At 63.1% G+C, this 24163-nt stretch carries 26 protein-coding genes and 1 tRNA gene; 9 read left to right on the top strand and 18 right to left on the bottom strand.

What is annotated here, in order from left to right; translation table 11 throughout:
• Positions 1 to 179: 179 nt before the first annotated feature.
• The 4 genes from N5A92_RS08530 to N5A92_RS08515 all read left to right on the top strand — a co-directional run bounded on the left by N5A92_RS08530 (position 180) and on the right by N5A92_RS08515 (position 3935).
• Positions 180 to 1016: a TrmH family RNA methyltransferase gene (locus N5A92_RS08530; protein ID WP_260901779.1), complete on the top strand. Its 837-nt coding sequence runs from the start codon at positions 180 to 182 to the stop codon at positions 1014 to 1016.
• Positions 1017 to 1363: 347 nt separating this feature from the next.
• Positions 1364 to 1439 (top strand) — tRNA-Thr (locus N5A92_RS08525).
• A gap of 143 nt (positions 1440 to 1582) precedes the next feature.
• Positions 1583 to 2356 (top strand): NAD kinase, encoded by a 774-nt coding sequence (locus tag N5A92_RS08520; RefSeq protein ID WP_260901776.1) that lies wholly within the window; start codon positions 1583 to 1585, stop codon positions 2354 to 2356.
• Positions 2357 to 2483: 127 nt separating this feature from the next.
• On the top strand, positions 2484 to 3935 hold the full coding sequence (locus N5A92_RS08515) for a DEAD/DEAH box helicase (RefSeq protein ID WP_260901775.1): 1452 nt from the start codon (positions 2484 to 2486) through the stop codon (positions 3933 to 3935).
• 19 nt (positions 3936 to 3954) lie between these two features.
• On the opposite strand, the gene N5A92_RS08510 is transcribed toward N5A92_RS08515, so the two are convergent.
• Positions 3955 to 4278 carry a TfoX/Sxy family protein gene (locus N5A92_RS08510; protein ID WP_260901773.1) on the bottom strand — a complete coding sequence of 108 codons (324 nt, stop codon included), beginning with the start codon at positions 4276 to 4278 and terminating at the stop codon, positions 3955 to 3957.
• Positions 4279 to 4390: 112 nt separating this feature from the next.
• Here N5A92_RS08510 and N5A92_RS08505 point away from each other — a divergent pair, with 112 nt between their 5' ends.
• Complete coding sequence (locus tag N5A92_RS08505) at positions 4391 to 4888, top strand: GFA family protein (protein ID WP_260901771.1); 498 nt, start codon at positions 4391 to 4393, stop codon at positions 4886 to 4888.
• A gap of 2 nt (positions 4889 to 4890) precedes the next feature.
• Here the strand turns inward: N5A92_RS08505 and sufA are convergent, their stop codons facing one another.
• The 7 genes from sufA to N5A92_RS08470 form a co-directional block, all read right to left on the bottom strand.
• Positions 4891 to 5277 (bottom strand): Fe-S cluster assembly scaffold SufA, encoded by a 387-nt coding sequence (sufA, locus tag N5A92_RS08500; protein WP_260901769.1) that lies wholly within the window; start codon positions 5275 to 5277, stop codon positions 4891 to 4893.
• Positions 5278 to 5375: 98 nt separating this feature from the next.
• Complete coding sequence (locus N5A92_RS08495) at positions 5376 to 5771, bottom strand: SUF system Fe-S cluster assembly protein (protein WP_260901767.1); 396 nt, start codon at positions 5769 to 5771, stop codon at positions 5376 to 5378.
• 5 nt (positions 5772 to 5776) lie between these two features.
• A complete protein-coding gene (locus tag N5A92_RS08490; RefSeq protein WP_260901764.1) occupies positions 5777 to 7018 on the bottom strand; it encodes a cysteine desulfurase in 1242 nt (413 codons plus the stop codon).
• Between the two features lie 34 nt (positions 7019 to 7052).
• Positions 7053 to 8318 carry a Fe-S cluster assembly protein SufD gene (gene sufD, locus N5A92_RS08485; protein ID WP_260901762.1) on the bottom strand — a complete coding sequence of 422 codons (1266 nt, stop codon included), beginning with the start codon at positions 8316 to 8318 and terminating at the stop codon, positions 7053 to 7055.
• Positions 8319 to 8327: 9 nt separating this feature from the next.
• Positions 8328 to 9083, bottom strand: a complete 756-nt coding sequence (gene sufC, locus N5A92_RS08480) for a Fe-S cluster assembly ATPase SufC (RefSeq protein WP_260901758.1) — start codon at positions 9081 to 9083, stop codon at positions 8328 to 8330.
• Between the two features lie 30 nt (positions 9084 to 9113).
• Complete coding sequence (gene sufB / locus N5A92_RS08475) at positions 9114 to 10646, bottom strand: Fe-S cluster assembly protein SufB (RefSeq protein ID WP_260901756.1); 1533 nt, start codon at positions 10644 to 10646, stop codon at positions 9114 to 9116.
• Positions 10647 to 10812: 166 nt separating this feature from the next.
• Positions 10813 to 11973 carry a cysteine desulfurase family protein gene (locus N5A92_RS08470; RefSeq protein WP_260902321.1) on the bottom strand — a complete coding sequence of 387 codons (1161 nt, stop codon included), beginning with the start codon at positions 11971 to 11973 and terminating at the stop codon, positions 10813 to 10815.
• Between the two features lie 221 nt (positions 11974 to 12194).
• On the opposite strand from N5A92_RS08470, the gene N5A92_RS08465 reads away from it, so the two are divergent.
• On the top strand, positions 12195 to 12869 hold the full coding sequence (locus N5A92_RS08465) for an alpha/beta hydrolase (RefSeq protein ID WP_260901754.1): 675 nt from the start codon (positions 12195 to 12197) through the stop codon (positions 12867 to 12869).
• Positions 12870 to 12986: 117 nt separating this feature from the next.
• Entirely contained in the window at positions 12987 to 14240 is a 1254-nt protein-coding gene (gene tyrS / locus N5A92_RS08460) for a tyrosine--tRNA ligase (protein ID WP_260901752.1), read from the top strand.
• Positions 14241 to 14279: 39 nt separating this feature from the next.
• On the opposite strand, the gene N5A92_RS08455 is transcribed toward tyrS, so the two are convergent.
• Together N5A92_RS08455 and miaA are read right to left on the bottom strand one after the other, a co-directional pair.
• Complete coding sequence (locus N5A92_RS08455; RefSeq protein ID WP_260901750.1) at positions 14280 to 15071, bottom strand: GGDEF domain-containing protein; 792 nt, start codon at positions 15069 to 15071, stop codon at positions 14280 to 14282.
• A gap of 215 nt (positions 15072 to 15286) precedes the next feature.
• A complete protein-coding gene (miaA, locus tag N5A92_RS08450; protein WP_260901749.1) occupies positions 15287 to 16198 on the bottom strand; it encodes a tRNA (adenosine(37)-N6)-dimethylallyltransferase MiaA in 912 nt (303 codons plus the stop codon).
• Between miaA and serB the strand changes: the two genes are divergently transcribed.
• On the top strand, positions 16197 to 17084 hold the full coding sequence (gene serB, locus N5A92_RS08445) for a phosphoserine phosphatase SerB (protein WP_260901747.1): 888 nt from the start codon (positions 16197 to 16199) through the stop codon (positions 17082 to 17084). The two genes, miaA and serB, sit on opposite strands and share 2 nt — an antisense overlap.
• Positions 17081 to 17638 (top strand): GNAT family N-acetyltransferase, encoded by a 558-nt coding sequence (locus N5A92_RS08440; protein ID WP_260901745.1) that lies wholly within the window; start codon positions 17081 to 17083, stop codon positions 17636 to 17638. Before serB ends, N5A92_RS08440 begins: the two co-directional genes overlap by 4 nt.
• 38 nt (positions 17639 to 17676) lie before the next feature.
• Here the strand turns inward: N5A92_RS08440 and N5A92_RS08435 are convergent, their stop codons facing one another.
• The 8 genes from N5A92_RS08435 to N5A92_RS08400 all read right to left on the bottom strand — a co-directional run bounded on the left by N5A92_RS08435 (position 17677) and on the right by N5A92_RS08400 (position 24121).
• Positions 17677 to 19212, bottom strand: coding sequence for a DegQ family serine endoprotease (locus N5A92_RS08435; RefSeq protein WP_313958397.1), 1536 nt, complete (start codon positions 19210 to 19212; stop codon positions 17677 to 17679).
• A gap of 131 nt (positions 19213 to 19343) precedes the next feature.
• Positions 19344 to 19529 (bottom strand): DUF2065 domain-containing protein, encoded by a 186-nt coding sequence (locus tag N5A92_RS08430; protein ID WP_260901743.1) that lies wholly within the window; start codon positions 19527 to 19529, stop codon positions 19344 to 19346.
• A 57-nt stretch (positions 19530 to 19586) separates the two neighbouring features.
• A complete protein-coding gene (gene hflC, locus N5A92_RS08425) occupies positions 19587 to 20564 on the bottom strand; it encodes a protease modulator HflC (protein ID WP_260901741.1) in 978 nt (325 codons plus the stop codon).
• Positions 20564 to 21691 carry an FtsH protease activity modulator HflK gene (hflK, locus tag N5A92_RS08420; RefSeq protein ID WP_260901738.1) on the bottom strand — a complete coding sequence of 376 codons (1128 nt, stop codon included), beginning with the start codon at positions 21689 to 21691 and terminating at the stop codon, positions 20564 to 20566. Before hflK ends, hflC begins: the two co-directional genes overlap by 1 nt.
• 191 nt (positions 21692 to 21882) lie before the next feature.
• Positions 21883 to 22383, bottom strand: a complete 501-nt coding sequence (locus N5A92_RS08415; RefSeq protein WP_260901735.1) for a dihydrofolate reductase — start codon at positions 22381 to 22383, stop codon at positions 21883 to 21885.
• Positions 22384 to 22459: 76 nt separating this feature from the next.
• Positions 22460 to 22753 carry a DUF6572 domain-containing protein gene (locus N5A92_RS08410; RefSeq protein ID WP_260901733.1) on the bottom strand — a complete coding sequence of 98 codons (294 nt, stop codon included), beginning with the start codon at positions 22751 to 22753 and terminating at the stop codon, positions 22460 to 22462.
• A gap of 17 nt (positions 22754 to 22770) precedes the next feature.
• A complete protein-coding gene (locus N5A92_RS08405) occupies positions 22771 to 23565 on the bottom strand; it encodes a thymidylate synthase (RefSeq protein WP_260901730.1) in 795 nt (264 codons plus the stop codon).
• 244 nt (positions 23566 to 23809) lie between these two features.
• Positions 23810 to 24121: a DUF2853 family protein gene (locus N5A92_RS08400; RefSeq protein ID WP_260901729.1), complete on the bottom strand. Its 312-nt coding sequence runs from the start codon at positions 24119 to 24121 to the stop codon at positions 23810 to 23812.
• Positions 24122 to 24163: the final 42 nt, after the last annotated feature.

Here is a 24163-nt window from a genome sequence, read left to right as displayed (position 1 = left end):
GTACAGCGAGTTATTTGGGAAAGCCGGCGCAACCATTCAATGGCACACCCGTTTTCCGCGACGCCTTATGGCGATGACGTTGGGCACTGTCAACAGCATGATAGGCATTCGACGGGAAATTCGCGCCACCTCCTCTTTCTGCGATAGGCGTACGCCCGCGCCTCGGCTATAGGAGCCCGATGAGCGACGACAAGCCCGGAACACCCAAAGACAGCCACTACGCCCGCCTGCGCCGGGCCCACCGCCAGCGCACGCATCAAGTGCAGCACCCGCGCGGCGCGCTGCCGGCGGCGAGCGTCCCCGAAGGCCTCGTGCGTCTTTACGGCTTGCACACTGTGCGCGCCGCCCTCGACAACCCCGCCCGCACGGTCCACCGCATGCTGGTTACACGCAATGCCGCGCAGCGGCTCGGGCTGGGCGATCTTTCCGCCCTGCCCTTTCCCGCTGAGGAGGTGGAGCCGAAGGCGATAGACGCGCTGACGGGCACCGAGGCCGTGCACCAGGGCGTCCTGATCGAGGCGAAGGCACGCGCGCCCAAGCCGCTTTCCGCGCTCGGCGACGCATCCCTCGTTCTTGTGCTCGACCAGGTGACGGACCCGCACAATGTCGGCGCCATCATGCGCTCGGCCGTCGCCTTCGGTGTCGACGCGCTGGTGACAACCGCCCGCCACAGCCCGGCCGAATCGGGCGTGCTCGCCAAGGCGGCCTCCGGCGCCCTGGAGCACATCGATCATATCGCCGTACGCAATCTGGCCGACGCCCTCGGGGAACTGCACGCGGCGGGATTTTATACCGTCGGTCTTGATTCGGAGGGACTGCAAACGCTGGAAGAGACGATTAAGGACGGCAAGCTCGCCCTAGTACTTGGCGCGGAAGGCAAAGGATTACGGCAAAAGACACGCCAGACCGTCAACGCGCTCGCCCGCCTCGACATGCCCGGTCCCATCCGCTCCCTCAACGTCTCGAACGCCGCCGCCGTCTCGCTCTACGCCGCCCGGCGGCGTTCGGAAAGGTGAGGATGAGCGCCAGCCTTCGGCCTTCCACGAAGCCGCTCACCAAAGATTAAATCCCGCAATATTTCTGTCGAATTGCTGCCACATTGGTTCTAATTTACGGTGAGATGACGGTCGCTTTGCTTAATCCGGCGACGCGTTCGTTGGGCATCGCCTTTGCACTTTGGGTGCGCCCCTGCCGCTTTCGGAGAGCCTGATACTGATCTGGCCGCAGCTCGCCTGCATGATCGATGCCCTTTTGGTGCTTTTCACCGCTGCCTATGTCTCCTTTCAGCCGCAAGAGATCCGGTGCGTAGCCGGTAATGAGAATCGTTTTACTCCATCGCCGATTGTGCTATGCGCACGGCCGTGCCCTTGTAGCTCAGTTGGTAGAGCACCTGATTTGTAATCAGGGGGTCGCGGGTTCGAGTCCTGCCGGGGGCACCACATCTCAAATCGCACCCCGTTTCGTAGCGCAGATTCGGCTGGCCTCCACCAGCAGAGGTACCGCCCGGAGCCGCTTTGCAGATCCGCAAAGCGCGTGCTACCCGTTGTCTCTCTTCGGCCAGCAACGGAACCACGCGCCGCACATGACTCAGCCGCAACTCGCCCTTGCCTTCGTTTCGGCGAACACGGATGACGCCCAGAAGGCGGCCGCCAGGCTTTCCGTGCTCTACGGTCAGGAACGGCCGGAGAACGCCGACATTATCGTCGCCCTCGGCGGCGACGGCTTCATGCTGCACACCCTGCGCGAGACGATGGGCTCGGGCAAGAAGATCTACGGCATGAACCGCGGCACGATCGGCTTCCTCATGAACGAGTATCGCGAGGAGGGTCTGCGCGAGCGCATCACCGAGGCCATCGCCGAAACCGTCCGGCCGCTGGAGATGACCGTCACCGACATGGAGGGCGAAGTATCGAAGGCGCTCGCCATCAACGAGGTATCACTCCTGCGCCAGTCCTATCAGGCGGCGAAAATCCGCATTGCCATCGATGGCAAGGTGCGGCTCGACGAATTGATCTGCGACGGCGTCATGGTGGCCACGCCCGCCGGCTCCACCGCCTACAATCTGTCCGCGCACGGGCCGATCCTGCCGCTCGATGCGCCGCTTCTGGCGCTTACCCCGGTCAGTCCCTTTCGGCCGCGGCGCTGGCGTGGTGCGCTTCTGTCCAACCAGGCGACCGTCGACCTGACGGTGCTGGAGCCGGAAAAGCGGCCGGTCAACGCCGTCGCCGATCACACGGAGATAAAATCGGTGGTGTCGGTGCGTGTGCATGAATCCCATGACATGACCGCCACCATCCTCTTCGACGCCAGCCATTCGTGGAACGAGCGCATCCTGGCGGAACAGTTCCGTTACTAGCCCGTTACGCACGCTGTTGACATTACGCGCACCACGCCTTAGGCCCCGTCTTGAGGTCGTGGGCATGAGCCCGGCCGGAGCGCGAGGCATCCGCCGTAACGCATAGAGCAGCAAAGACAATCGATACGTGTCAATAGACCAAGAAACCGCACAGGACGCTGTGACCTTCGCAGACCTCGGCCTGTCGCCGAAGGTCCTTTCGGCCGTCAGCGACGCCGGCTACACCGAACCCACGCCCATCCAGGCCGGCGCCATCCCGCATGCGCTTGAAGGCAAGGACGTGCTGGGCATTGCCCAAACCGGCACGGGAAAGACGGCCTCGTTCGTGCTGCCCATGCTCACCAGGCTGGAGCGCGGGCGGGCCCGCGCCCGCATGCCGCGCACGCTGATCCTGGAGCCGACGCGCGAACTCGCCGCTCAGGTGGAAGAGAATTTCGTCAAATACGGCAAGAACCACCGGCTCAACATCGCGCTTCTGATCGGCGGTGTTTCCTTCGATGAGCAGGAACGCAAGCTCGAACGCGGTGCCGACGTGCTCATCGCCACGCCCGGCCGCCTGCTCGACCATTTCGAGCGCGGCAAGCTTTTGCTCACGGGCGTCGACATCCTCGTCATCGACGAGGCGGACCGCATGCTCGACATGGGCTTCATCCCCGATATCGAGCGTATCTGCAAGCTCATCCCCTTCACGCGGCAGACGCTGTTCTTCTCCGCCACCATGCCGCCGGAGATCACAAAGCTCACGCAGCAGTTCCTGCAGGCGCCGGTGCGCGTCGAGGTATCGCGGCCGGCGACGGCGGCGGTCAACATCACCCAGCGCCTCGTCAAGGCCGGTTCTAAGCCGTGGGCGAAGCGCGAGCGCCTGAGGGAGCTCATCCGCGCCGAAGGCGACGAGGTGAAGAACGCCATCATCTTCTGCAACCGCAAGACCGAGGTGGCCACGCTCTTCCGTTCACTGGCGCGTCATGAGTTCGACGCCGGCGCACTGCATGGCGACATGGACCAGCGCGCACGCATGATGATGCTGGAAAATTTCCGCAAGGGGAATCTCAAGCTGCTCGTCGCTTCAGACGTTGCCGCGCGCGGCCTCGACATCCCCGCCGTGAGCCATGTCTTCAATTTCGATGTGCCGACGCACGCCGAAGACTATGTGCACCGCATCGGCCGCACGGGCCGCGCGGGCCGCTCCGGCAAGGCCTTCACCATCGTCACCCGCGCCGACAAGAAGTATGTAGCGGGTATCGAGAAGCTGATTGGCCAGGAGATCGCGTGGCTCGACGGCGATCTTTCCACGCTCACGGCGGAAGACGAGGCCGAAGAACGGCCCCGGCGGGGCCGTACGGGGCGCGGCGAACGAGCGCGTGGCGGCCGCAGAACGGCACCCGAAAAGGCCAAGCGCCCTGACGAGGCCGCGCCGAAGCCGGCGGAGGACCGGCGCCGACGCAAGGATGCGATCAAATCCTCCAACGAAGCTGAGCAGAAGAAACCTGCCCCTAAGCAGGAAAGAGAAGACACCAGCGCTCCGGTCGGTTTCGGCGACGACATTCCTGACTTCATGAAGGTGCACGGGAAGGTCTGAGGCTTCAGCCCCATCCACTCTACTTTCTCGCGCGCAATCCCGCCTCATAGGCGCGCCGCGACCATAGCGCCATCTCATCGGGATCGTCGATTGCGCTCTCGGGGATCGACCAGTAGGGCATCGCCGTCGGCTTGCGGCCGGGATGGCCGGTATAAACCCACTGCCGGCTTCCCGCGGCCACGAACTCAGAAGCACTCAGCGCATCAGCTTTCAGCAGGATTTCACCGTCCACCTCGAGCGCGAAGACCACGCCTTGGTGATAGATGCCCTTGCCGCCGAACATTCGCTTGATCGTGACCGGTCCCAGGCCGGCAAAGAGGTCGCGGATATCGTCGTCAGTCATCCTGTGAGAATGCCATTGTCCGCAGCGGCTGTCAGGTGACTTTGCAACATCCGCTGACAGAGCGTGTTTTCCGCCTTAAGCTCCCATGGTTCGCTCCTTCAGGGATACAACCATGCCCATGACGCTGAAAGGCTCGTGCCGCTGCGGTGCAGTCAAGTTTCAAGTCGAAAGCCATACGCCCGTCCCCTATCAGCGCTGTTACTGCAGCATCTGCCGCAAGCAGCAGGGCGGCGGCGGATATGCGATCAATCTCGGCGCGCAGTCATCGACACTTGCCGCCGAAGGCGAAGAGCATCTCGGCCTCTACCGCGCCGAGATCGAGGATGAGGAACGTCCGCACTGCGAGATTTCCACCGGAGAGCGCCGCTTCTGCCGCGAGTGCGGCTCGGCCCTGTGGCTCTACGATCCCACCTGGCCGGAACTCATCCACCCCTTCGCTTCGGCCATCGACACCGAGCTTCCGAAGCCGCCGAGCAGCGTGCACCTCATGCTGAAATACAAGGCAAGCTGGGTCGAGCCGGATATACGCGAGGGCGACGCCACCTTCGCGCTTTACCCGGAAGAATCAATTGCCGATTGGCACCGGCGAAACGGTGTCTGGATCGACTAAGCTCACGCCGCGCCTGCGGCACGCGCCTCGGCCAGCGCCTTCAGGTCGGCGGGCTTGAGTTCGACGGATTCGCCGCAGCCGCAAGCAGAACTCTGGTTGGGATTCTTGAAGGTGAAGCCAGTCCTGAGCCGCGTCACCTCGAAGTCCATCTCCGTGCCGAGAAGGAAAAGGGCTGCTTCCGGCGCCACATAGACATGGGCGCCGCTATGCTCGACATGGTCGTCCTTCGGGTCGGGCTCACTCACCAGGTCGACAGTGTATTCCATGCCCGCGCAGCCGCCCTTCTTGATGCCCACGCGTACGCCATGCGCACCATCGCGCGTCTCGACGATCTCGCGCACGCGGGAAGCGGCGGCATCCGTTATGGTGATGACTTGAAAGCGGCCCATAAATTTCTCCATTCACGGCGAGGTCAAGACTCGCGGAAAGGCTTCTCTGTAAAGATGGTCAAGAAAGGCGGGCGTTGCAAGCACCGTCCGTCTGCACCTCAGTACCAGCCGATGGCGATCTGCGCCTCTTCCGACATGCGGTCGGGCGTCCACGGCGGGTCGAAGACCATGCTGACCTCGACATCGCCGACGCCCTCGACAGCACGGACGGCGTTCTCCACCCAGCCGGGCATTTCGCCGGCCACAGGGCAGCCGGGCGCAGTCAGCGTCATGTCGATCTTGACCGAGCGGTCGTCCTCGATATCGATCTTGTAGATCAGGCCGAGTTCGTAGATGTCGGCCGGGATTTCCGGATCGTAGACTGTCTTCAGCGCACCGATGATATCGTCGGTCATGCGCGCAAGCTCGTCCTGCGGAAGGGCGGAGGCTGTGGAAAGCCTGCCTTCGGCCGCCCCGGCATCGTTCGTCTCTGGCTTCTGGCTCGTATCCGTCATCGTCTTCATCCGAAGAATTTGCGCGCCGCGTCGAGCGCTTGCGCGAGCGCGTCCACCTCGGCCCGCGTATTATACATGGCGAAGGAAGCCCGGCATGTCGAGGTCACGCCGAACCGCTTCAAGAGCGGCTGCGCACAATGGGTGCCGGCGCGCACCGCCACGCCCGCGCGGTCGATGACCATCGAAACGTCGTGGGCATGGATGCCGGCAAGCTCGAAGGACAGGATCGAGCCTTTGCCGGGCGCAGTGCCAAAAATGCGCAGGGAATTGATCTGGCTCAGCCGCTCATGGGCATATTTCGAAATATCCGCCTCGTGCGCGGCGATGTTCTCGCGGCCGATGCCTTCCACATATTCGAGCGCCGCCCCCAGGCCGATCGCTTGCACGATGGGCGGCGTTCCGGCCTCGAAGCGGTGCGGCGGCTCGTTATAGGTGACGTCGTCCACCGTCACGTCCTCGATCATCTCGCCGCCGCCCTGGAAGGGCCGCATCTCGGCAAGCATGTCGCGCTTGCCGTAGAGCACGCCGATACCCGAGGGGCCGTAGAGCTTATGCCCGGTGCACACGTAAAAGTCGCAACCGAGCGCCTGCACGTCGACCGGCATATGGACGGCGCCCTGGCTGCCGTCCACGAGCACGGGAATACCGCGCGCATGAGCGATGCGCACGATCTCGGCAATGGGCGTCACCGTGCCGAGAACATTCGACATCTGAGTGATGGCGACGAGCTTAGTGCGCTCCGTCAGGCACTTCTCGAATTCCTCGAGATGGAATGCGCCATCATCATCGACCGGCGCCCACACCAGTTTCGCCCCCTTCCGCTCACGCAGGAAGTGCCAGGGCACAATGTTGGAGTGATGCTCCATGATCGACAGCACGATCTCGTCGCCCTCGCCGATCCGCGGCATCGCATAGCCGTGGGCGACGGTGTTGATAGCCTCGGTTGCCGACTTGGTGAAGACGATCTCCTCGACGCTCGGCGCATTCAGGAAGCGGCGCACTGTCTCCCGTGCCTTTTCATAGGCTTCGGTCGCGGCATTCGACAGGAAGTGCAGGCCGCGGTGCACGTTCGCGTATTCCTGGGAATAGGCGTGCGTAACCGCATCAATGACGGCCTGCGGCTTCTGCGCGGAAGCCGCGTTGTCGAGATAAGTCAGCGGCTTTCCGTAGACCTCGCGTGCAAGGATCGGGTAATCCTGGCGGATCGCCTCGACGTCATAGGTGCCGTTTTCGACTTTCTGGTCCATATCTACCTTGCGCCTTTCGGCGCGCTTGGGGCCTCTATCCGTGCTGGGCGAACCAGGCGTCGAGCTTGGCTTCCAGCGCCTCGATCACCGGTTCGTTCTCCAGTTCCTCGATCACCTCGGCCACGAAGGCTTTGACCAAGAGGCCGCGTGCGGTCTTCTCGTCGATGCCGCGCGCCATCAGGTAGAACAGATGATCGGCCTCGATCTCCGTCACCGTCGCGCCGTGGCCGCAGGCCACATCGTCGGCGAAGATTTCCAGCTCCGGCTTGGCCGAAAAGCTGCCCTCGTCCGAAAGAAGCAGCGTGTTGCAGGCCATTTTTGCGTCTGTCTTCTGCGCCTCGCGTGCCACGCGGATCTGGCCCTGGAATGCACCTTCGGCGCGGTCGGTCACGACATTGCGGATGGTTTCGGTCGACACGGTCGCCGGGCCCACATGGTCGAGCACCATGGTGACTTCGCAATGGGTCTGGCCGGAGAGCAGGTTGACCCCGCGCAGGCGGAACTCCGAACCCTGGCCCTCCGCCACAAGCCGCAGTTCCTGGCGCACCAGCTTGCCCCCGGCGTTCATCACGAACATGGTGAGCTTGACGTCCTTGCCGATCCTCACATTGATCTGGCCAAGGTGGCTCGCCCCTTCCGGTTGTTCCTGAATGATGAGCCAGAGGATTTCCGCTCCGTCGCCCACGTCCAGATGGCTGACCGAGGAGACCAGCGCGTCGCCCTCGCCCGTCTGCCGCTCGACGATGGTCGCCTTAGCGCCCTCGCCCGCACGCACGGCGAAACGTGTGTGCGCCTGCCCGCCGGCCTGCACGTTCTGCAGCTCGATGGGCCGTTCAAGCGCGGTACCGGCTGGGATATCGATGGCGAAACCGTCGGCCGCGAAGGCTGCATTAATGGCCGAAACCGTGTCGTCCGCTTCGTCCGGCCCCAGCAGCGACGCAAGGCTGCCGTCGGTGAGCTTGGCCGCCATGCTGGCGACCGAGATTCCCTCGGGCACCTCTGCCCGGCCGGCCACGCCATTCAGCACCGGAAGCACCGCCGAGCCCGCCAGGAGCGGCTCCCGGGGCGCTGCATGCGCGGTAAGGTCGAACGCGGGCACGGAGGAAAGGAGCCGGCGCAAATCCGTATAATGCCAAGCCTCGACCTTGCGGTTAGGCAGACCGCGCTTCAAGACCTCCACCGCCGCGTTGCGCTTTTCCGCAACTGCGGTGTTGCCCGGCAGGTATTCGGCGCGCTCCGCGAAGGCCTGAAGAAGCGCATCCTCGGCGGCAGTGCGCTTTATTTGCGTTTGTATATTCATCGCCGCCCCCTACGCCGCCTCGCCGACGAGCCCGGCATAGCCGCTCTTCTCCAGCTCCTGCGCCAGCACCTTGTCGCCCGACTTCACGACACGGCCCTTGTAGAGCACATGCACCGAATCCGGCACGATGTAGTCGAGCAGGCGCTGATAGTGGGTGATCACCACGATCGCCCGGTCCGGCGAGCGCATCGCATTGACGCCATCGGCGACGATCTTCAGCGCGTCGATGTCGAGGCCGGAATCGGTCTCGTCGAGCACGCAAAGTGCCGGCTCCAAAAGCTTCATCTGCAGGATCTCCGCACGCTTCTTTTCGCCGCCGGAAAAGCCGACATTGAGCGGCCGCTTGAGCATGCTCATATCCATGTCCAGCTCCTCGGCCGCCCCGCGCACGCGCTTCATAAGCTCCGGAATCTTCAGCTCCTCCTGTCCGCGCGCCTTGCGCTGCGCGTTCATCGCCACCTTGAGGAATTCCATTGTGGCGACCCCCGGTATCTCCATCGGATACTGGAAGGCGAGGAAGAGGCCGGCGGCCGAGCGCTCCGCCGGATCCATATCGAGGACCGACTCGCCGTTGAAGAGAATGTCGCCCTCAGTCACCTCATAGTCCTCGCGACCGGCAAGCACGTAGGAAAGCGTGGACTTGCCGGAGCCGTTCGGCCCCATGATGGCGGCAACCTCGCCGGCCTTCACCTTCAGGTCGACGCCGCGCAGGATTTCCGTACCGTCCTCGGCGATGCGGGCGTGCAGGTTCTTGATTTCAAGCATATTTGTTCTTCCCAAACTTCTCACGCCGGCTCAGCCGACCGAACCTTCAAGCGAAATGCCGATCAGCTTCTGCGCCTCGACGGCGAACTCCATCGGCAGCTCCTGGATAACGTCCTTGACGAAGCCGTTGACGATCAGCGCGATCGCCTCTTCCTCCGGGATGCCACGCTGCATCACATAGAAGAGCTGGTCCTCGGAAATCTTCGACGTCGTCGCCTCGTGCTCGAACTGCGCCGTTGCATTCTTGGCCTCGATATAGGGCACGGTGTGTGCACCGCAGTCGTTGCCGATCAAGAGCGAATCGCACTGGGTAAAGTTGCGCGCGTTCGCCGCCTTGCGGTGCGCGGAGACCTGGCCGCGATAAGTGTTGTTCGAGTTGCCGGCCGAAATGCCCTTGGAGATGATGCGGCTCGACGTGTTCTTGCCGAGGTGGATCATCTTGGTCCCGGAATCGATCTGCTGATGGCCGTTCGACACGGCAATCGAATAGAACTCGCCGCGGCTGTTATCGCCGCGCAAGAGGCAGGACGGGTACTTCCACGTAATCGCCGAGCCGGTCTCCACCTGCGTCCAGGAGATCTTCGAGTTCTTACCGCGGCAGTCGCCACGCTTGGTGACGAAGTTGTAGATGCCGCCCTTGCCCTGTGCGTCGCCCGGATACCAGTTCTGCACCGTGGAATACTTGATCTCGGCATCATCCAGCGCAATCAGCTCGACGACGGCCGCGTGAAGCTGGTTCTCGTCGCGCTGAGGCGCCGTGCAGCCCTCCAGGTAGGAGACGTAGGAGCCTTCCTCGGCAATGATCAGCGTGCGCTCGAACTGCCCCGTGTTCTTTTCGTTGATGCGGAAGTAGGTGGAAAGCTCCATCGGGCAGCGCACGCCCTTCGGCACGTACACGAAAGAGCCGTCGGTGAAGACCGCCGAGTTAAGCGTGGCGTAGAAATTATCCGTCGGCGGCACCACGGAGCCCAGATACTTGCGCACCAGCTCCGGGTGCTCGCGGATCGCCTCGGAGATCGAGCAGAAGATGACACCGGCCTTGGCCAGCTCCTTCTTGAAGGTGGTGACCACGGAGACTGAATCGAACACCGCGTCGACCGCCACGCGGCCCGACTGATATACGTTCTCGCCCGCCTCATCGGCCTCGCCATCCAGCGGGCTCGGCTCGCCTGCCTTGCGCACGCCAGCCAGAATCTCCTGTTCCTTCAGAGGAATGCCGAGCTTTTCGTAGGTGCGCAGCAACTCCGGATCGACCTCATCGAGCGAACTTGGCCCCGCTTGGCTCTTCGGAGCGGAATAATAGTGGAGGTCCTGGAAATCGATCTTCGGATAGCTGACGCGCGCCCAACTCGGCTCCTGCATGGTGAGCCAGCGCTCATAGGCATGCAGGCGCCACTCCGTCATCCACTCCGGCTCGCCCTTCTTGGCCGAGATAAAGCGGATAATGTCCTCGTTGAGCCCCTTGGGCGCCTTGTCGCTCTCGATGAGCGTCTCAAATCCGTACCTATACTGGTCCACATCGATCATGCGGACCTGATCGATTGTCTCCTGCACAGCAGGCATCAGCGTTCTCCATCCTCGCCGGAGTCAAGGTCCGGCAGTTTTCCAACTCTGGCCGGCTTTGCGCTCTATTTAGTATGCGCGCGCGCCGGATTCATCGTTCAGTCACAAAAATATGTGTCTTTTACTCCATTTTTCTACGCACTGGCGGAACCGCCGAATGACGGTCTCACGCGGCAGCGCTCGTCGCTCTCCGTCTTAGGATTATCTTCTCCAGCGCTGAGCCGAAGGCGACGATTTCCTCTTCAACCGTCTCTAGGCCGATCGAGACCCGCAGTGCACCTGCATCGCTGCCGAAACCCATGGCCTGAAGCACGTGGCTTGGCCCCACCTTGCCGGACGAGCAGGCCGAGCCAGCCGACAGTGCAATACCCGCCAAATCGAAGGCGATCTGTGCCGTTTCAGCCTTCATGCCGGGTATCGAGAAGAACACTGTGTTCGGCAGGCGCGGCGCCTTTTCAGCGTAGATCACCGAATCGGGCACGAGATCACGGATGATCGCCTCCAGGCGGTCACGAGTGGCACGCACGGCGTCCGTTTGTGCAAGGCCGGCCACCGCGTCCCGCGCCGCCGCACCAAAGCCGGCGATGGCAGCCACATTCTCCGTTCCTGCGCGGTGGCCCTTCTCCTGTCCGCCGCCTTTCACCAGAGCAGCCGGCATCATCAGGTCGCCCGCGCCGACAAGCGCTCCGGCCCCCTTGGGGCCGCCGATCTTGTGGGAGGAGAGAATGAAGAAATCCGCATATCCTGCCGAGATATTGAGCGGAATCCGCCCCGCCGCCTGCACGGCATCGAAGATCACGACACCGCCGGCCTTTTTCGCCAAGCGGCCAATCTCCTCCATCGGCTGGATGACGCCCGTCTCGTTGTTGGCCGCGTGCACGGCAACAAGCGGCAGTCCTTGCGTCTTGTCATGGCCTTCAAGGGCGCGCTCCAGCGCGGCGAGATCGATGAGGCCATCGGCATCAACACCGACCTTCTCCACGGCTTCCGGCGCAAAACGTCCGCCTCCAAGCAGGCACGGATGGTCCGCTGCGCAGACATAGACACTGCTGAAGCCGAGCGGCGCCCGGCCAATGGTCCAGTGGGGGGACAGCAGCGTGGCAGCGGCTTCCGTGGCGCCGGAGGTGAAGACCACATGCTCGGCCTGGCCGCCCACGAGGGCGGCGACATCGCGCCGCGCAGCCTCAACGATCTGCCGCGATGCGCGGCCCTCGGCATGGACCGAGGACGGATTTGCCGCCTCCAAAGCGTCCAGCATTTCCCGCCGCGCCGCCGGCCGCAGGGGCGCCGTGGCGTTGTGGTCGAGGTAGATGCGCTTTGCCGCCATGTCCATCCATGATGCCATTTGCCACAATCGCGGCAGAGATGGCGTTATTTCCTTGAATTCGCAAGGCCAGCCGTCCTATCTACCCGGCTTGCCAAGGGCGGCGGTGCCGCCCAGTTTTGAACAGTTCTAAACTAGCTTCTATGGAGGCGTAGGCGCCGCGTCAAGACCCGCCCGCGATTCGATTTCAACGAACCGGGAGGCTGCGCCAAGGTGGAGTGAAAATGCCCGAGGTTATCTTTACCGGACCGGCCGGCCGTCTCGAAGGCCGATACCAGCCATCGAAGGAGAAAAACGCGCCGATCGCGCTGATCCTGCACCCGCATCCGCAGTTCGGCGGCACGATGAACAACAAGATCGTCTACGATCTGTTCTACATGTTCCAGAGCCGCGGCTTCACCGCACTGCGCTTCAATTTCCGCGGCATCGGCCGCAGCCAGGGCTCCTTCGACCATGGCACGGGCGAGCTTTCCGACGCCGCCGCAGCCCTCGATTGGGTGCAGTCACTGCATCCCGATTCCAAGAGCTGCTGGGTTGTCGGCTACTCCTTCGGCGCCTGGATCGGCATGCAGCTTCTGATGCGCCGGCCGGAGATCGAGGGGTTCATCTCCATCTCACCGCAGCCCAACATCTATGACTTCGCCTTCCTTGCCCCCTGCCCCTCATCCGGCCTCATCATCCATGGCGGCGCCGACCGCGTCGCCCCGCCGGCGGATGTGCAGACGCTGGTCGACAAGCTGCAGTCGCAAAAGGGCATCACCATTACGCAGAAGACGATCCCGGAGGCCAACCACTTCTATACCAACGTGGCCGATGTGCTGATCGAGGAGTGCTCCGACTATCTGGACCGGCGCCTGAAAGGCGAGCTTGCCGAGCCGAGGCCGAAGCGCATCCGCTGACCGCGCTCAAGGCAAACACATCGACACTCCGGCCCGCAGCTTGTGCGGGCCGCGAAAGTGGTGCTAAACGCCGCTTTCACTCTCCAGCCCCTGTTCCTGACCGACGGGATTCCGAAAATGCCCGAGTTCAAGTCCGATTTTCTGCGCGTGCTCGACGAGCGCGGCCTCATCCACCAGGTCTCCGACCCGCAAGGGCTCGATGAGGCGGCAGCGAAGGGCACGATCACGGGCTATGTCGGCTATGACGCGACGGCGACCAGCCTGCACATCGGCAATCTTATCACCGCCACCATGCTCTACTGGCTGCAGGAGACTGGGCACCGTCCGATCGCGCTGATGGGCGGCGGCACCTCGATGATCGGCGATCCCTCCTTCCGCGACGAGCAGCGCCGGCTGCTGCCGCCCGAGACGATCGCCGAGAACATCGAAGGCATCAAGCGCATCTTCGGCCGTATCCTGCGCTTCGGCGAAGGCCCAACCGATGCCGTGATGGTCAACAACGCCGATTGGCTGCTCGACCTCAACTATGTCGAGTTCCTGCGCGACGTCGGCCGCCATTTTTCGGTCAACCGGATGCTTACCTTCGATTCGGTCAGGCTGCGGCTGGAGCGCGAGCAGTCGCTCTCGTTCCTCGAGTTCAACTACATGATCCTGCAGGCCTACGACTACGTCGAGCTGAACAAGCGCTATGGCTGCATCCTGCAGATGGGCGGCTCCGACCAGTGGGGCAACATCGTCAACGGCATCGATCTCGGCCACCGGATGGGCACGCCCCAGCTCTATGCCGTCACCACGCCGCTGCTCACCACCTCCTCAGGCGCAAAGATGGGCAAGAGCGTGAGCGGCGCTGTCTGGCTCAACGAGGACGTCTTCCGGCCTTACGATTTCTGGCAGTACTGGCGCAACACGGAAGACGCCGATGTGGAGCGTTTCCTGAAGATATTCACGCGCCTGCCGCTTGATGAGATCGCCCGCCTTGCCGCCCTCGGCGGCTCCGAGATCAACGAGGCCAAGAAGGTGCTGGCCACCGAGGCAACGGCCATCGTGCACGGTCGGGAAGCGGCCGAAGCCGCCGCCGAGACGGCGCGCAAGACCTTCGAGGAAGGGGCGCTCGCCGAAAGCCTGCCCACGATCCCCGTTGAGCGCGCCGAGTTGGACCAGGGCATAGGCCTCCTTGCTCTCTTTGTGGCCGCAGGTCTGGCAGGCTCGAACGGCGAGGCGCGGCGCCATGTGCAAGGCGGCGCGGTACGTATCAACGACGAGCCCGTCACCGACGACCGCCGCATGGTCTCGACGGACGACCTGACCGCCGAAGGCATCGTAAAGCTCTCGCTGGGCAGGAAGAAACACGTCCTCGTCCGCCCGCGATAGGGCGGCTACTTTCCTCCGTCCCAAGAGCCGCGAGGAAGGCTAGGCACACACCCGGTTCCGCCCCAGCCGCTTAGCCTGATAGAGCATCTTGTCGGCGCGGCGGTAGAATTCGTCGACCGTCTCCTTGCCGTCCCAGACGGCCAGCCCCACGCTGGTGGTGATCCTGAGCCGCATGGTGCCGGCGTCCACGGTCAGTGCGGAAATCGCCTTGCGGATGCGCTCGGCCAGCTTCACCAGCGCATCCTGGTTCATGTTCGGCGCCACGATGGCGAACTCCTCGCCGCCAAGCCGCGCCACCACGTCATGATAGCGGGTGAGGTCCTTGAGGCAGCTGGATACCCGGCGCAGCACCTCGTCGCCTACGTCGTGGCCGTGCGTATCGTTCACCTGTTTGAAATGGTCGAGATCGAGAACCATCAGCCCCACCGGCTTCTCGATGCGGCCGAACTCCTGCAGGTACTCGCGCAGCGCATCGTCGAAGAAGCGGCGATTCTGGGTGCCGGTCAGACTGTCGGTGAGTGCGGCATGCTGCAGGGACTCCGAACGCGCGCTGAGCGATTCCGTCATGGCCCGGAGCTTTCCCTCCTCGCGCACCTGCGTGCGGATGAGCGGATAGATGAAGAACAGGCCGAAGATGATGGCCGTCGTCAAGAGTACACCCGTGGTGAACAGAAGCCGTGCGAAATCGCTAAGATCGGCCGCCCCGCCGACGGTCGCCAGTTTGATCGCATTGGTACGCATGATGCCATAAGCGAAGAACAGCAATACGCCGGCACTGAAAACCAAGGCGATGAAGACGAAAAATGCCGACTCCGCTTTGTGAAAACGCATACCCTGACCCGCTCGCGCACTTTTAGCATTTCTCTCATGCACCACCTTACGGGAGGTTAACCGGCACGGGTGGATTCGCAGGAAATATCAATTTTCGCAGGTGGTGCCGCTATAGCATCCGCCCTAAAATGGGATCGTTTTCGGAAAGCACGATGCATGGATAAAGAGCGTCCTTTGCGCGTCCAAACGGACGCGGGTGCTCCAAGGTGCGGATATCACACCGCCACGCGTTGCCAGTCCGGCCCGAGTTGATGGCGGAACCAGGTCATCTGCCGCTTGGCATATTGCCGTGTCGCCGCCTTGGCCCGCGTGACGGCCTCCTCCAGGGTTATTTGACCGTTTAGCGCAGCGGCAAGCTCGCGAACGCCGATCGCCTTCATCGCAGGCATGGAAGCGGGGAGATCAAGGCTCAACAGCGCCCTCACCTCCTCCAGAACGCCGGCCGCCATCATACGGTCGAAGCGCTGGTCGATGCGGCTGGCGAGCATCTTGCGTTCCGGCTCCAGAACCAGCTTGCGCGCCGCGGCGCCGTCCACCAGCGGTGGGGAGCGCTCCGCCTGCCATGCGCCGATTGGCTTGTCCGAAGCCTCCAGGACCTCCAGTGCCCGCACGATCCGCTGTCCGTCGGAAGGGCGGATGCGCGCCGCCGCATCAGGATCGGATCGGCCAAGCACCTCATGCAATGCCGCCGCCCCCTCTTCCTCCAGGCGCTGCCGCCACCGCCGGCGGACGGCGGTCGGAACGTCCGGCATTGGCGAAAGTCCTTCCGTCAGCGCACGGAAATAAAGTCCCGTGCCGCCGACGAAGATCGCCCGCCGGCCGTCCAGCTCTCCGCTGGCGCACAGGGCTTCGACGTCGCGCAACCACTGGCCGGTGGAATACGGCGTGCCCGGATGCACGTGCCCGTAGAGACGATGCGGCGCAACGGCAAGATCGTCAGCACCCGGCCGCGCCGTCAGCAACGACAGGACCGAATAGACCTGCATGGAATCCGCATTGACGATCACCCCGCCCGAGCGTCTCGCGATATCAAGCGCGTGAGCCGACTTGCCGCTCGCCGTGGGGCCCGCTATCAGGGTCGCACCTTTCAGCACGATTTTCCGGCCGGCCGCAGCGGACCTTTCCATGACCCTTGTCGCAACGCTTATCTCCAATCCCAAGGCTCGCTCTTTGAGCCCTTCCATGGCGAATAGGATAACCCAGGCGCTCGGCGCAAGCCGCTTCGAGTGGCTCGACGCAGAGGTCGCCTGCGATATCGCGCTGCCCGAGGACCTGGATCCTCAGACAGCAGAGAGCATTGCGCGCGCCGCGCTTCAGGATCTGCCGGTGGACGTGGCCATACAGCCGGCCGAGGGGCGGAGAAAGAAGATGCTGATCGCCGACATGGACTCCACCATGATCGACCAGGAATGCATCGACGAGCTGGCCGACGAGATCGGCATCAAGGAAGATGTCGCCGCCATCACCTCCCGCGCAATGAACGGGGAGATCGCCTTCGAGCCAGCTTTGCGCGAGCGTGTGGCGCTGCTCGAGGGCCTGGAGATGGCAGTTATCGAGCGCGTCATTGAGGGACGCATCACCCTTGCGGCCGGCGGGCGTGAGCTTTTGGCGACCATGAACGCGGCCGGCGCCTATACGGCACTGGTCTCCGGCGGCTTCGACATCTTCACCGGCCGCGTTGCCTCCATGCTTGGTTTTCGCGAGCACCGTGCGAACCGGCTGATCGAGCAGGATGGGAGACTTGCCGGTCTCGTCGCTGAACCCATTCTCGGGCGCCAGGCGAAGGCCGACGCGCTCATCGAGCTTGCCGCCAGGCTGAAGCTACGCTTGAGTGAGACGATGGCCGTCGGTGACGGCGCCAACGATCTCGACATGCTGCGCCTTGCGGGTGCCGGCGTGGCGCTTCACGCCAAGCCTTCCGTGGCGGCCGAGGCGGACATCCGCATCGATCACGGCGACCTCACCGCCCTCCTCTATATGCAAGGATACCGCCGCAAAGAATTCGCTCAATGAAGCCGATCATCGCGACAAGCCGTCTCATCGTCCGCAATTGGACTGACAGCGACCGTGCGCTCTTCCACCGCATCAATGCGGATGACCGGGTGATGGAATTCTTCCCCTTCCGACGCGATCAAACCGCCTCCGACGCTTTTCTCGACTGGCTGCGCGAGGATATTGCCGAGCGTGGCTTTGGCTTCTGCGCAACGGAGCTGAAGGAAACGGGCGAATGCATCGGCTTCGTCGGCTTGCACCAGACCGCCGGCATTTCTTCCCTGCCGCCTGGCACAGTGGAGATCGGCTGGCGGCTGGCGCCGGAATTCTGGGGCAAAGGTTACGTAACGGAAGCCGCCGAGGCCTGGCTCGACTTCGGGTTCAAGACGCTTGGGCTCGAGGAGATCGTCTCCTTCGCCGTGTGGAACAACGCGCGCTCCATTGCCGTGATGAAGCGCATCGGCATGCGCGCGGTACCGAAGCGCGATTTCGATCACCCCTCGGTGCCGGACACTCACCCCCATCTGAAGCGCCATGTCTTCTACCGCATTGCGCGGGATGAGTGGTCGGGCTAGCACCTGTCCCCGTATTCATCATGAGGGGAAAGAGCGCCTCAATCCATCCGCAGCGTCACGAAGCGTAGCTCACCCGAGGGCGAGGAGAGCATGAGCAGGGCGTTCTTGCGGCCCTGTTCCTTCAGACTGTCGATCTGGTTCAGAACATCCTGCGGCGCGGATACCGATTGCAAGGCGATCTCAACGATCACGTCTCCTGCCTTTACACCCTGATCGGCAGCCACCGACCCCTCTTCCACCTCCGACACCAGCACGCCGTTAATATCTTCGGCAAGCCCAAACTCGTTGCGCCCCTCTTCATCGAGCTCGGCGATGGTCATGCCGAGAACCTTGGCGCTGGCAACAGGAGTTGAACTCTCGCCCTCCTCCTCGGTCGGGGCGGCCGGGGCGGACGCGACCTCCTCTCCCTCCTCCAGGCGGCCGAGTGCCACCTGCACGGTCTTCTCTTCACCTTTGCGCAGAATCTCGACGCCGACTTCCTTGCCGACCGGACTTTCTGCGACGATGCGGCGCAACTCGCGCACATCCTTTATTTTCCTGCCGTCGAAGCCAACGATGATGTCACCCGCCTGCAGCACACCGTTGTCGGCGGGGCCGCCCTTTTCGATACCGCTGATGAGCACGCCGCTGGCCTCGCCGAGCCCGAGGCTCTCGGCGATCTCCTCTGTCACCGGCTGGATGCGCACGCCGAGCCAGCCGCGCCTGGTCTCGCCGAACTCGCGCAGCTGATTGACGATATTCACCGCCAGATTCGAAGGGATTGCGAAGCCGATGCCGATGGAGCCGCCGGTGGGCGAGATGATGGCGGTGTTGATGCCGATGACCTCGCCGTCCATATTGAAAAGCGGCCCGCCGGAATTGCCGCGGTTGATGGCCGCATCGGTCTGGATGTAATCGTCGTAGGGGCCTGAGCCGATCTGCCGGTTTTGCGCCGAGACAATGCCGACAGTCAGAGATCCGCCGAAGCCGAAGGGGTTGCCGATGGCCATCACCCAGTCGCCGATGCGCATGGCCTCCGAATCGCCGAATTGCAACTCCTGAAGGCTCTTGCCGTCCGGCTCAACTTTGAGCACGGCGATATCGGTCTTCGTATCGACGCCGATCAGTTCCGCCGTCCTAGTCTCCCCGTCGGCGAAATTGACGATGATTTCGTCGGCCCCGGTAATCACATGGTTGTTGGTGACGATAATGCCTTCTTCGGCGTCGACGACGAAACCGGAGCCAAGCGAAGAGCCGGGATTGGGCATCTGCGGCTGTCGGTCCTGGTCATCGAAGAACTCGCCGAAATATTCCTCGAACGGCGAGCCCTCCGGTAGCCGCGGCATTGGGACGCTGCCGGGACCGCGCCGCGATACGTTTTGAGTGGTGGAAATATTGACGACCGCATCGAGCAGTCGTTCCGCCATGTCGGCGACCGACGCCGGTCCACGTGTGTGGGGAGCGGGCACGGACGTCTGCCCCTCCGGCGCTGGCGTCTGCGCCAAGCCAGGCGCCGGCATCGCAAAGACGGCGGCAGCAAGAGCGCCCGCCATCAGCAGCCGGCACGTGGCACGAAACGATTTCGGCAAAGGCATCTGGCAATCTCCCGCTGGGCCGATCAGGGCCATACGATCCGGCGCGAATGAGGCGTGTTTGCGACGAGATATAACCTTTAACGGGCGCTCTGCCATCCTCCGAAGTTTCACATGCCGCGCAAAAAACCGTGTCAGCCGCGCACCAGCCAGACAATGAGAACCCCGGCGGCCATCACCGCTAAGCCAATGCCCCGCATCACACTCTCCGGCATATCGATCACGTCGGCCGCCAGGCGCTTCGCGAGCCGTGGCAGTCCGCCATAAAGCAGCCCTTCGAAAACGAGGACGAGGCCGAGGGCGGCGAGGAAGTCGCTCACCGCCCCTGCCCACATCGTCTTGCCGCCGTCATGCTTCGCCCCATGGGCACGCCCCGGCTACTGCGCGGCCTCACGCAGCGGCCCGTCTATCGCCGGCGTCTCCACCGAACCCGTCAGCGGCCCCCCGTCCTCACCACTCGGCGCCTGATCACTGTCCCGGCCCTGTGCGCTACCGAAAAAGCGGAAGAACTCCGTATCCGGGCTCAGAAGCATGGTCGTGCCAGATGGGTCGAGCGCCTGACGATAGGCCGCCATCGAGCGATAGAAATCGAAGAACTCCTCGTCGCGCTGGAAGGCGTCGGCGAAGATCGCATTGCGCTGGGCCTCGCCTTCGCCTCGCAGGATCTCAGATTCGCGCTGCGCAGCGGCAAGGATCTCTACCACCTCGCGGTCAGCGCGAGCGCGGATACGCGCCGCCGCCTCACGGCCGCGGGCACGCAGGCGCTCGGCCTCGGCCAGGCGCTCGGCCTTCATGCGGTCGTAAGTCTGCTGCGAGACTTCCGCCGTGAGGTCCGTGCGGCGAATGCGCACGTCCTCGATCTGCAGGCCGAGAGAAGCCGCGGCAGGCCGTAGACCCTCCGCCACCTCGCGCATCATGGAGCCGCGCTCTTCGGAAAGAGCCGCCTCGAAGCCGCGCAGACCGTAGACGCGCCTCAGCGCCGCGTCGAGACGGGTCCTCAGCCTCTGCTCGGCGAGTTCTATGCGGCCGGAGACCGCCTGCCGGAAGCGGCGCGGATCGTCGATCGAAAAGGCGACGAAGGCATCCACCTCGTAGAACTTGCCGCCCGACACCTGGACGCGGATATCTTCGAGATCGAAGCGCAGCACCCGGTCTGGAATGATTTGCACCTCGTCGGCGCCGGCGAAGGCAAACGGCAGCTTCAAGTAGAGACCCGGCTCGCGCTCGACCTTCACGATCTCGCCGAAGCGCAACACGATGGCCTGATTGCGCTCGTTGACCACGAAGATCGAGGAAAAGCCCAGGAACAGGAGGATGACAACAAGAACGACGATGAAGGGAAGACGGTTCGACATCAGTTATTTCCCCCTTGCGATTGGCCGCCGCTTTGCGCCGCGTTGTTCTGGGCCGAGGGTCGCGCTCCCCCGCGCAGTTCCGGCAGCGGCAGGTAGGGGATCACGCCCTGCCCGTTTCCCTGCTCGACAATAACCTTGTTGGACCCGCGCAGCACGTTCTCCATCGTCTCCAGGAAAAGGCGCTTGCGCGTCACGTCCGGTGCCTTGGCATATTCATCGTAGACAGAGATGAAGCGCTGCGCCTCACCTTCCGCCTCCTGCACGACGCGGCTCCTGTAGGCGGCGGCGGCCTCGCGGATTCCCGCCGCTTCACCGCGTGCCTGGCCAAGCTGCTGGTTGGAGTACTGGTTTGCCTCTTCGACGAAACGGTCCTCATCCTGCTCGGCGCGCTGCACCTCGTCGAACGCGTCGGCCACCTCGCGCGGAGGGGCCGCATCCTCGATCGACAACGCATTGACCGCCAAGCCCGCGCCATATTCGTCGAGCGCCGTCTGGACGATATTGCGCACGTCCTCGGCGATGCCTTGGCGGTCGTCGCGGAAGATATCCTGCGCCGGACGCCGCCCCACCACCTCGCGCATGGCGCTTTCGGAGACCTGCCGCAACATGCCGTTCGGATCGTCCACGTTGAACAGATAGGCGACCGGATCAGCCACCTGGTAGGCGACGGAGAACTTGACGTCGACAATGTTCTGGTCGCCGGAAAGCATGAGACCCGAGGAGCTGCCGCCGCGGATTTCGCCGATATCCACCAGCCGTTCGGCGATTGACGCCTTCTCGACCGTCTCGATCGGCCACCAATGGAAATGCAGTCCCGGCTCGGAAAGCTGGGACTTGGGTTTGCCGAAACGCAGCTCGACAGCCAGCTCGTCAGGCTGCACCGTATAGACGGCCTTGAAAAGCCACAGTCCCGCCAGCGCCACGATGATGAGACCGATCATCGCCGGGCTCGGCCCGCCGCCGCCTGGCAGCGCGCGCCTCAGCCGGTCCTGGCCGCGTCGGATGATCTCTTCTAGATCGGGAGGCGAACCTTGCGGTCCGCTCGGGCCTCGCGGCCCCTGGTCCCACGGCCCACCGCCATTGCCGCTGCCCCATGGGCCGCCGCCACTCTGATTGTTCCAGGGCATTATTGTTCCTTTTCCTTGAGCGCGCCGGCCATGTACCCGACGTTCCCCTGCGACCTGTTATAGGGAGCAAGACGCTCCCTTTCAACGCGAGGGAGCATCCATCCGGGCGCCGCTTTGCACCGCCATGCGCTGTTTTCAGCAGGCCGGGCCATTCTCCTCCGCTTCAGGGAGCCGAAATGTCCGGCTCCTTGCTACCAGTGTCGTTGGTAGACGACATAGCGCGTCGGGTAAATGTCCTTTTCGCCCCCCGGAACGGCTTCGCTTGAGACAACCTGCCACAGATCGGGGTCAATTTCAGGGAAGAAGGCATCCCCTTCGACCTCGGCTTCGACGTGAGTGACGTGGAGGACGTCGGCGCGAGCCAGCGCTTCACGGTAGATCTCACCGCCGCCAATGACGCAGATCTCATCTGCGCCGTCCGCCCGCCTCCGTGCTTCTTCCAGCGCCTCGTCGAGCGAACCCGCCGTCACTGCCCCTTCCGCCGAATAGGCGGGATCGCGCGAGATGACGATGTTGAGGCGCCCCGGCAGCGGCCGGCCGATACTCTCCCAGGTCTTGCGCCCCATGACGACCGGCTTGCCCGTAGTGAGCGCCTTGAAGCGTTTCAGATCCGTGGAAAGCCGCCACGGCAGCCCGCCAGCCCGGCCGATGACACCGTTCTTGGCGATAGCGACGATGAGAGAGAGCTTCATTTCAGACTCCGGCACACGTAGATCACTCCCGATCCTTAATCTTTCAATATGAATTCAAACCTATACCCAGCACCGGTCAACGCCTGCTGCAGCCGCGCGTAGAATGAGTGAGCTTGCTGCGAGCGATGGAACTTCCATAAACTTGGATGCCTACATCGAGCCCCCTCGCATTTGGAAAATCATCCAACAGCTGTTCGCCCTCGATATATGAAAGATACAGATTTATCTTCTCCTGAAGGAGATACATGTGCTCCTTTTCATCGCCCTCCTCGCAACCCCATGGAAGGTGATCGGCGATGATCAGATGCACTATCCCTTCACCACGGTTGATCCTGACGATATCGACCTTGTCCTGATCCGAAATGGTCATCGATCAGGCATTCCGCCTCACACGGCGATCGGCGCACGGATCGTCGGATCGGCCACATACCCCTCCAACCGGAAATCCTCGTACCGGAAGGCGAAGAGATCGCCGACTTCCGGGTTGATCCACATTTGTGGCAGCGGCTTGGGCGTGCGCTTCAACTGCTCGCGCGCCTGCTCGAAATGGTTCTGGTAAAGATGGGCGTCGCCCAACGTGTGGACGAAGTCACCGGCCCTGAGCCCCGCCACCTGGGCGATCATCATCGTCAGAAGGGCATAGGAAGCGATGTTGAATGGCACGCCGAGGAAGATGTCGGCCGAGCGCTGGTAAAGCTGGCAGGAAAGCCGCCCCTCAGCCACATGGAACTGGAACAGGCAATGGCAGGGCGGTAACGCCATCTCGTCCACTTGCGCGGGGTTCCAGGCCGTCACCACATGACGGCGCGAGTGAGGATTTTCCCGCAAGGATTTGAGAAGATTCGCGATCTGGTCGACATGCCCCCCGTCAGGCGTTGGCCAGGAGCGCCATTGCGCACCGTAAACCGGACCGAGATCGCCGTTCTTGTCCGCCCATTCATCCCAGATCGTGACCCCATGCTCGTTGAGGTAGCGGATATTGGTATCGCCGCTCAGGAACCAGAGAAGCTCGTGGATGATGGATTTCAGGTGCAGCTTCTTGGTGGTAAGCACCGGAAAGCCCGCCTGCAGGTCGAAGCGCATCTGATAGCCGAAGACGCCGCGCGTGCCGGTGCCGGTGCGGTCGTCCCGGTCGACACCGTTCTCGAGGACATGAGCAAGCAGATCAAGATATTGGCGCATAGGGAAGCAGGGCCGAATCGGGTTGTTTCATGAGCCTATGTTAGGACGAACCGGTGCGCGGCGAAACGCCTGCGCCGTGCCGGCCCACGATTAAGCCGCCTAGGGTGCGTTGAGATTCAGGTTAGGGCGAGGCGAAAATGGTGATTTTCGAGAACCGGAGCGCAGTGTACATACGGGTACATGAGCACCGGAAGCGCAGAAAGTCGCCATTTGCAGCCCGCCCTGGCCTGAATCTCAACGCACCCTAAAGCGTGGCAAGCTTTCCCAAGTGCTTGGCAACCAGATAATAGAAGGTGACCCGGCTCTTGGAATTGTCGTTGACCATGGTCTCGCAGACCTTCTCGATGATGGAGTCGCACCGGGCGTTGTCGGTCTCGCCGAGTTTCTTCTTGCACCATTTCTCACGCACGCGGGCGAGCTCATCCGGATCGCTGCAGGATACCAGCGAGGATTCCCGGTTGCGCAACGCGATGCCAAGATGTTTGACGATCTTGTCGACTGTTTCGGCGGTGGCGGTCGCGTCGTATTTCTGAACATCGGCAAGATAATCAGCCATGGTCTGCCCTCCTGAAGCTTAACGATGCCCCTCCCCCGCGGC

The sequence above is a fragment of the Chelativorans salis genome (genome assembly GCF_025336525.1).
In the GTDB taxonomy this organism is placed as follows: domain Bacteria; phylum Pseudomonadota; class Alphaproteobacteria; order Rhizobiales; family Rhizobiaceae; genus Chelativorans; species Chelativorans salis.
Note: the sequence above shows the minus strand (reverse complement) of the source record. Positions and strands in the feature narration are given on the sequence as shown.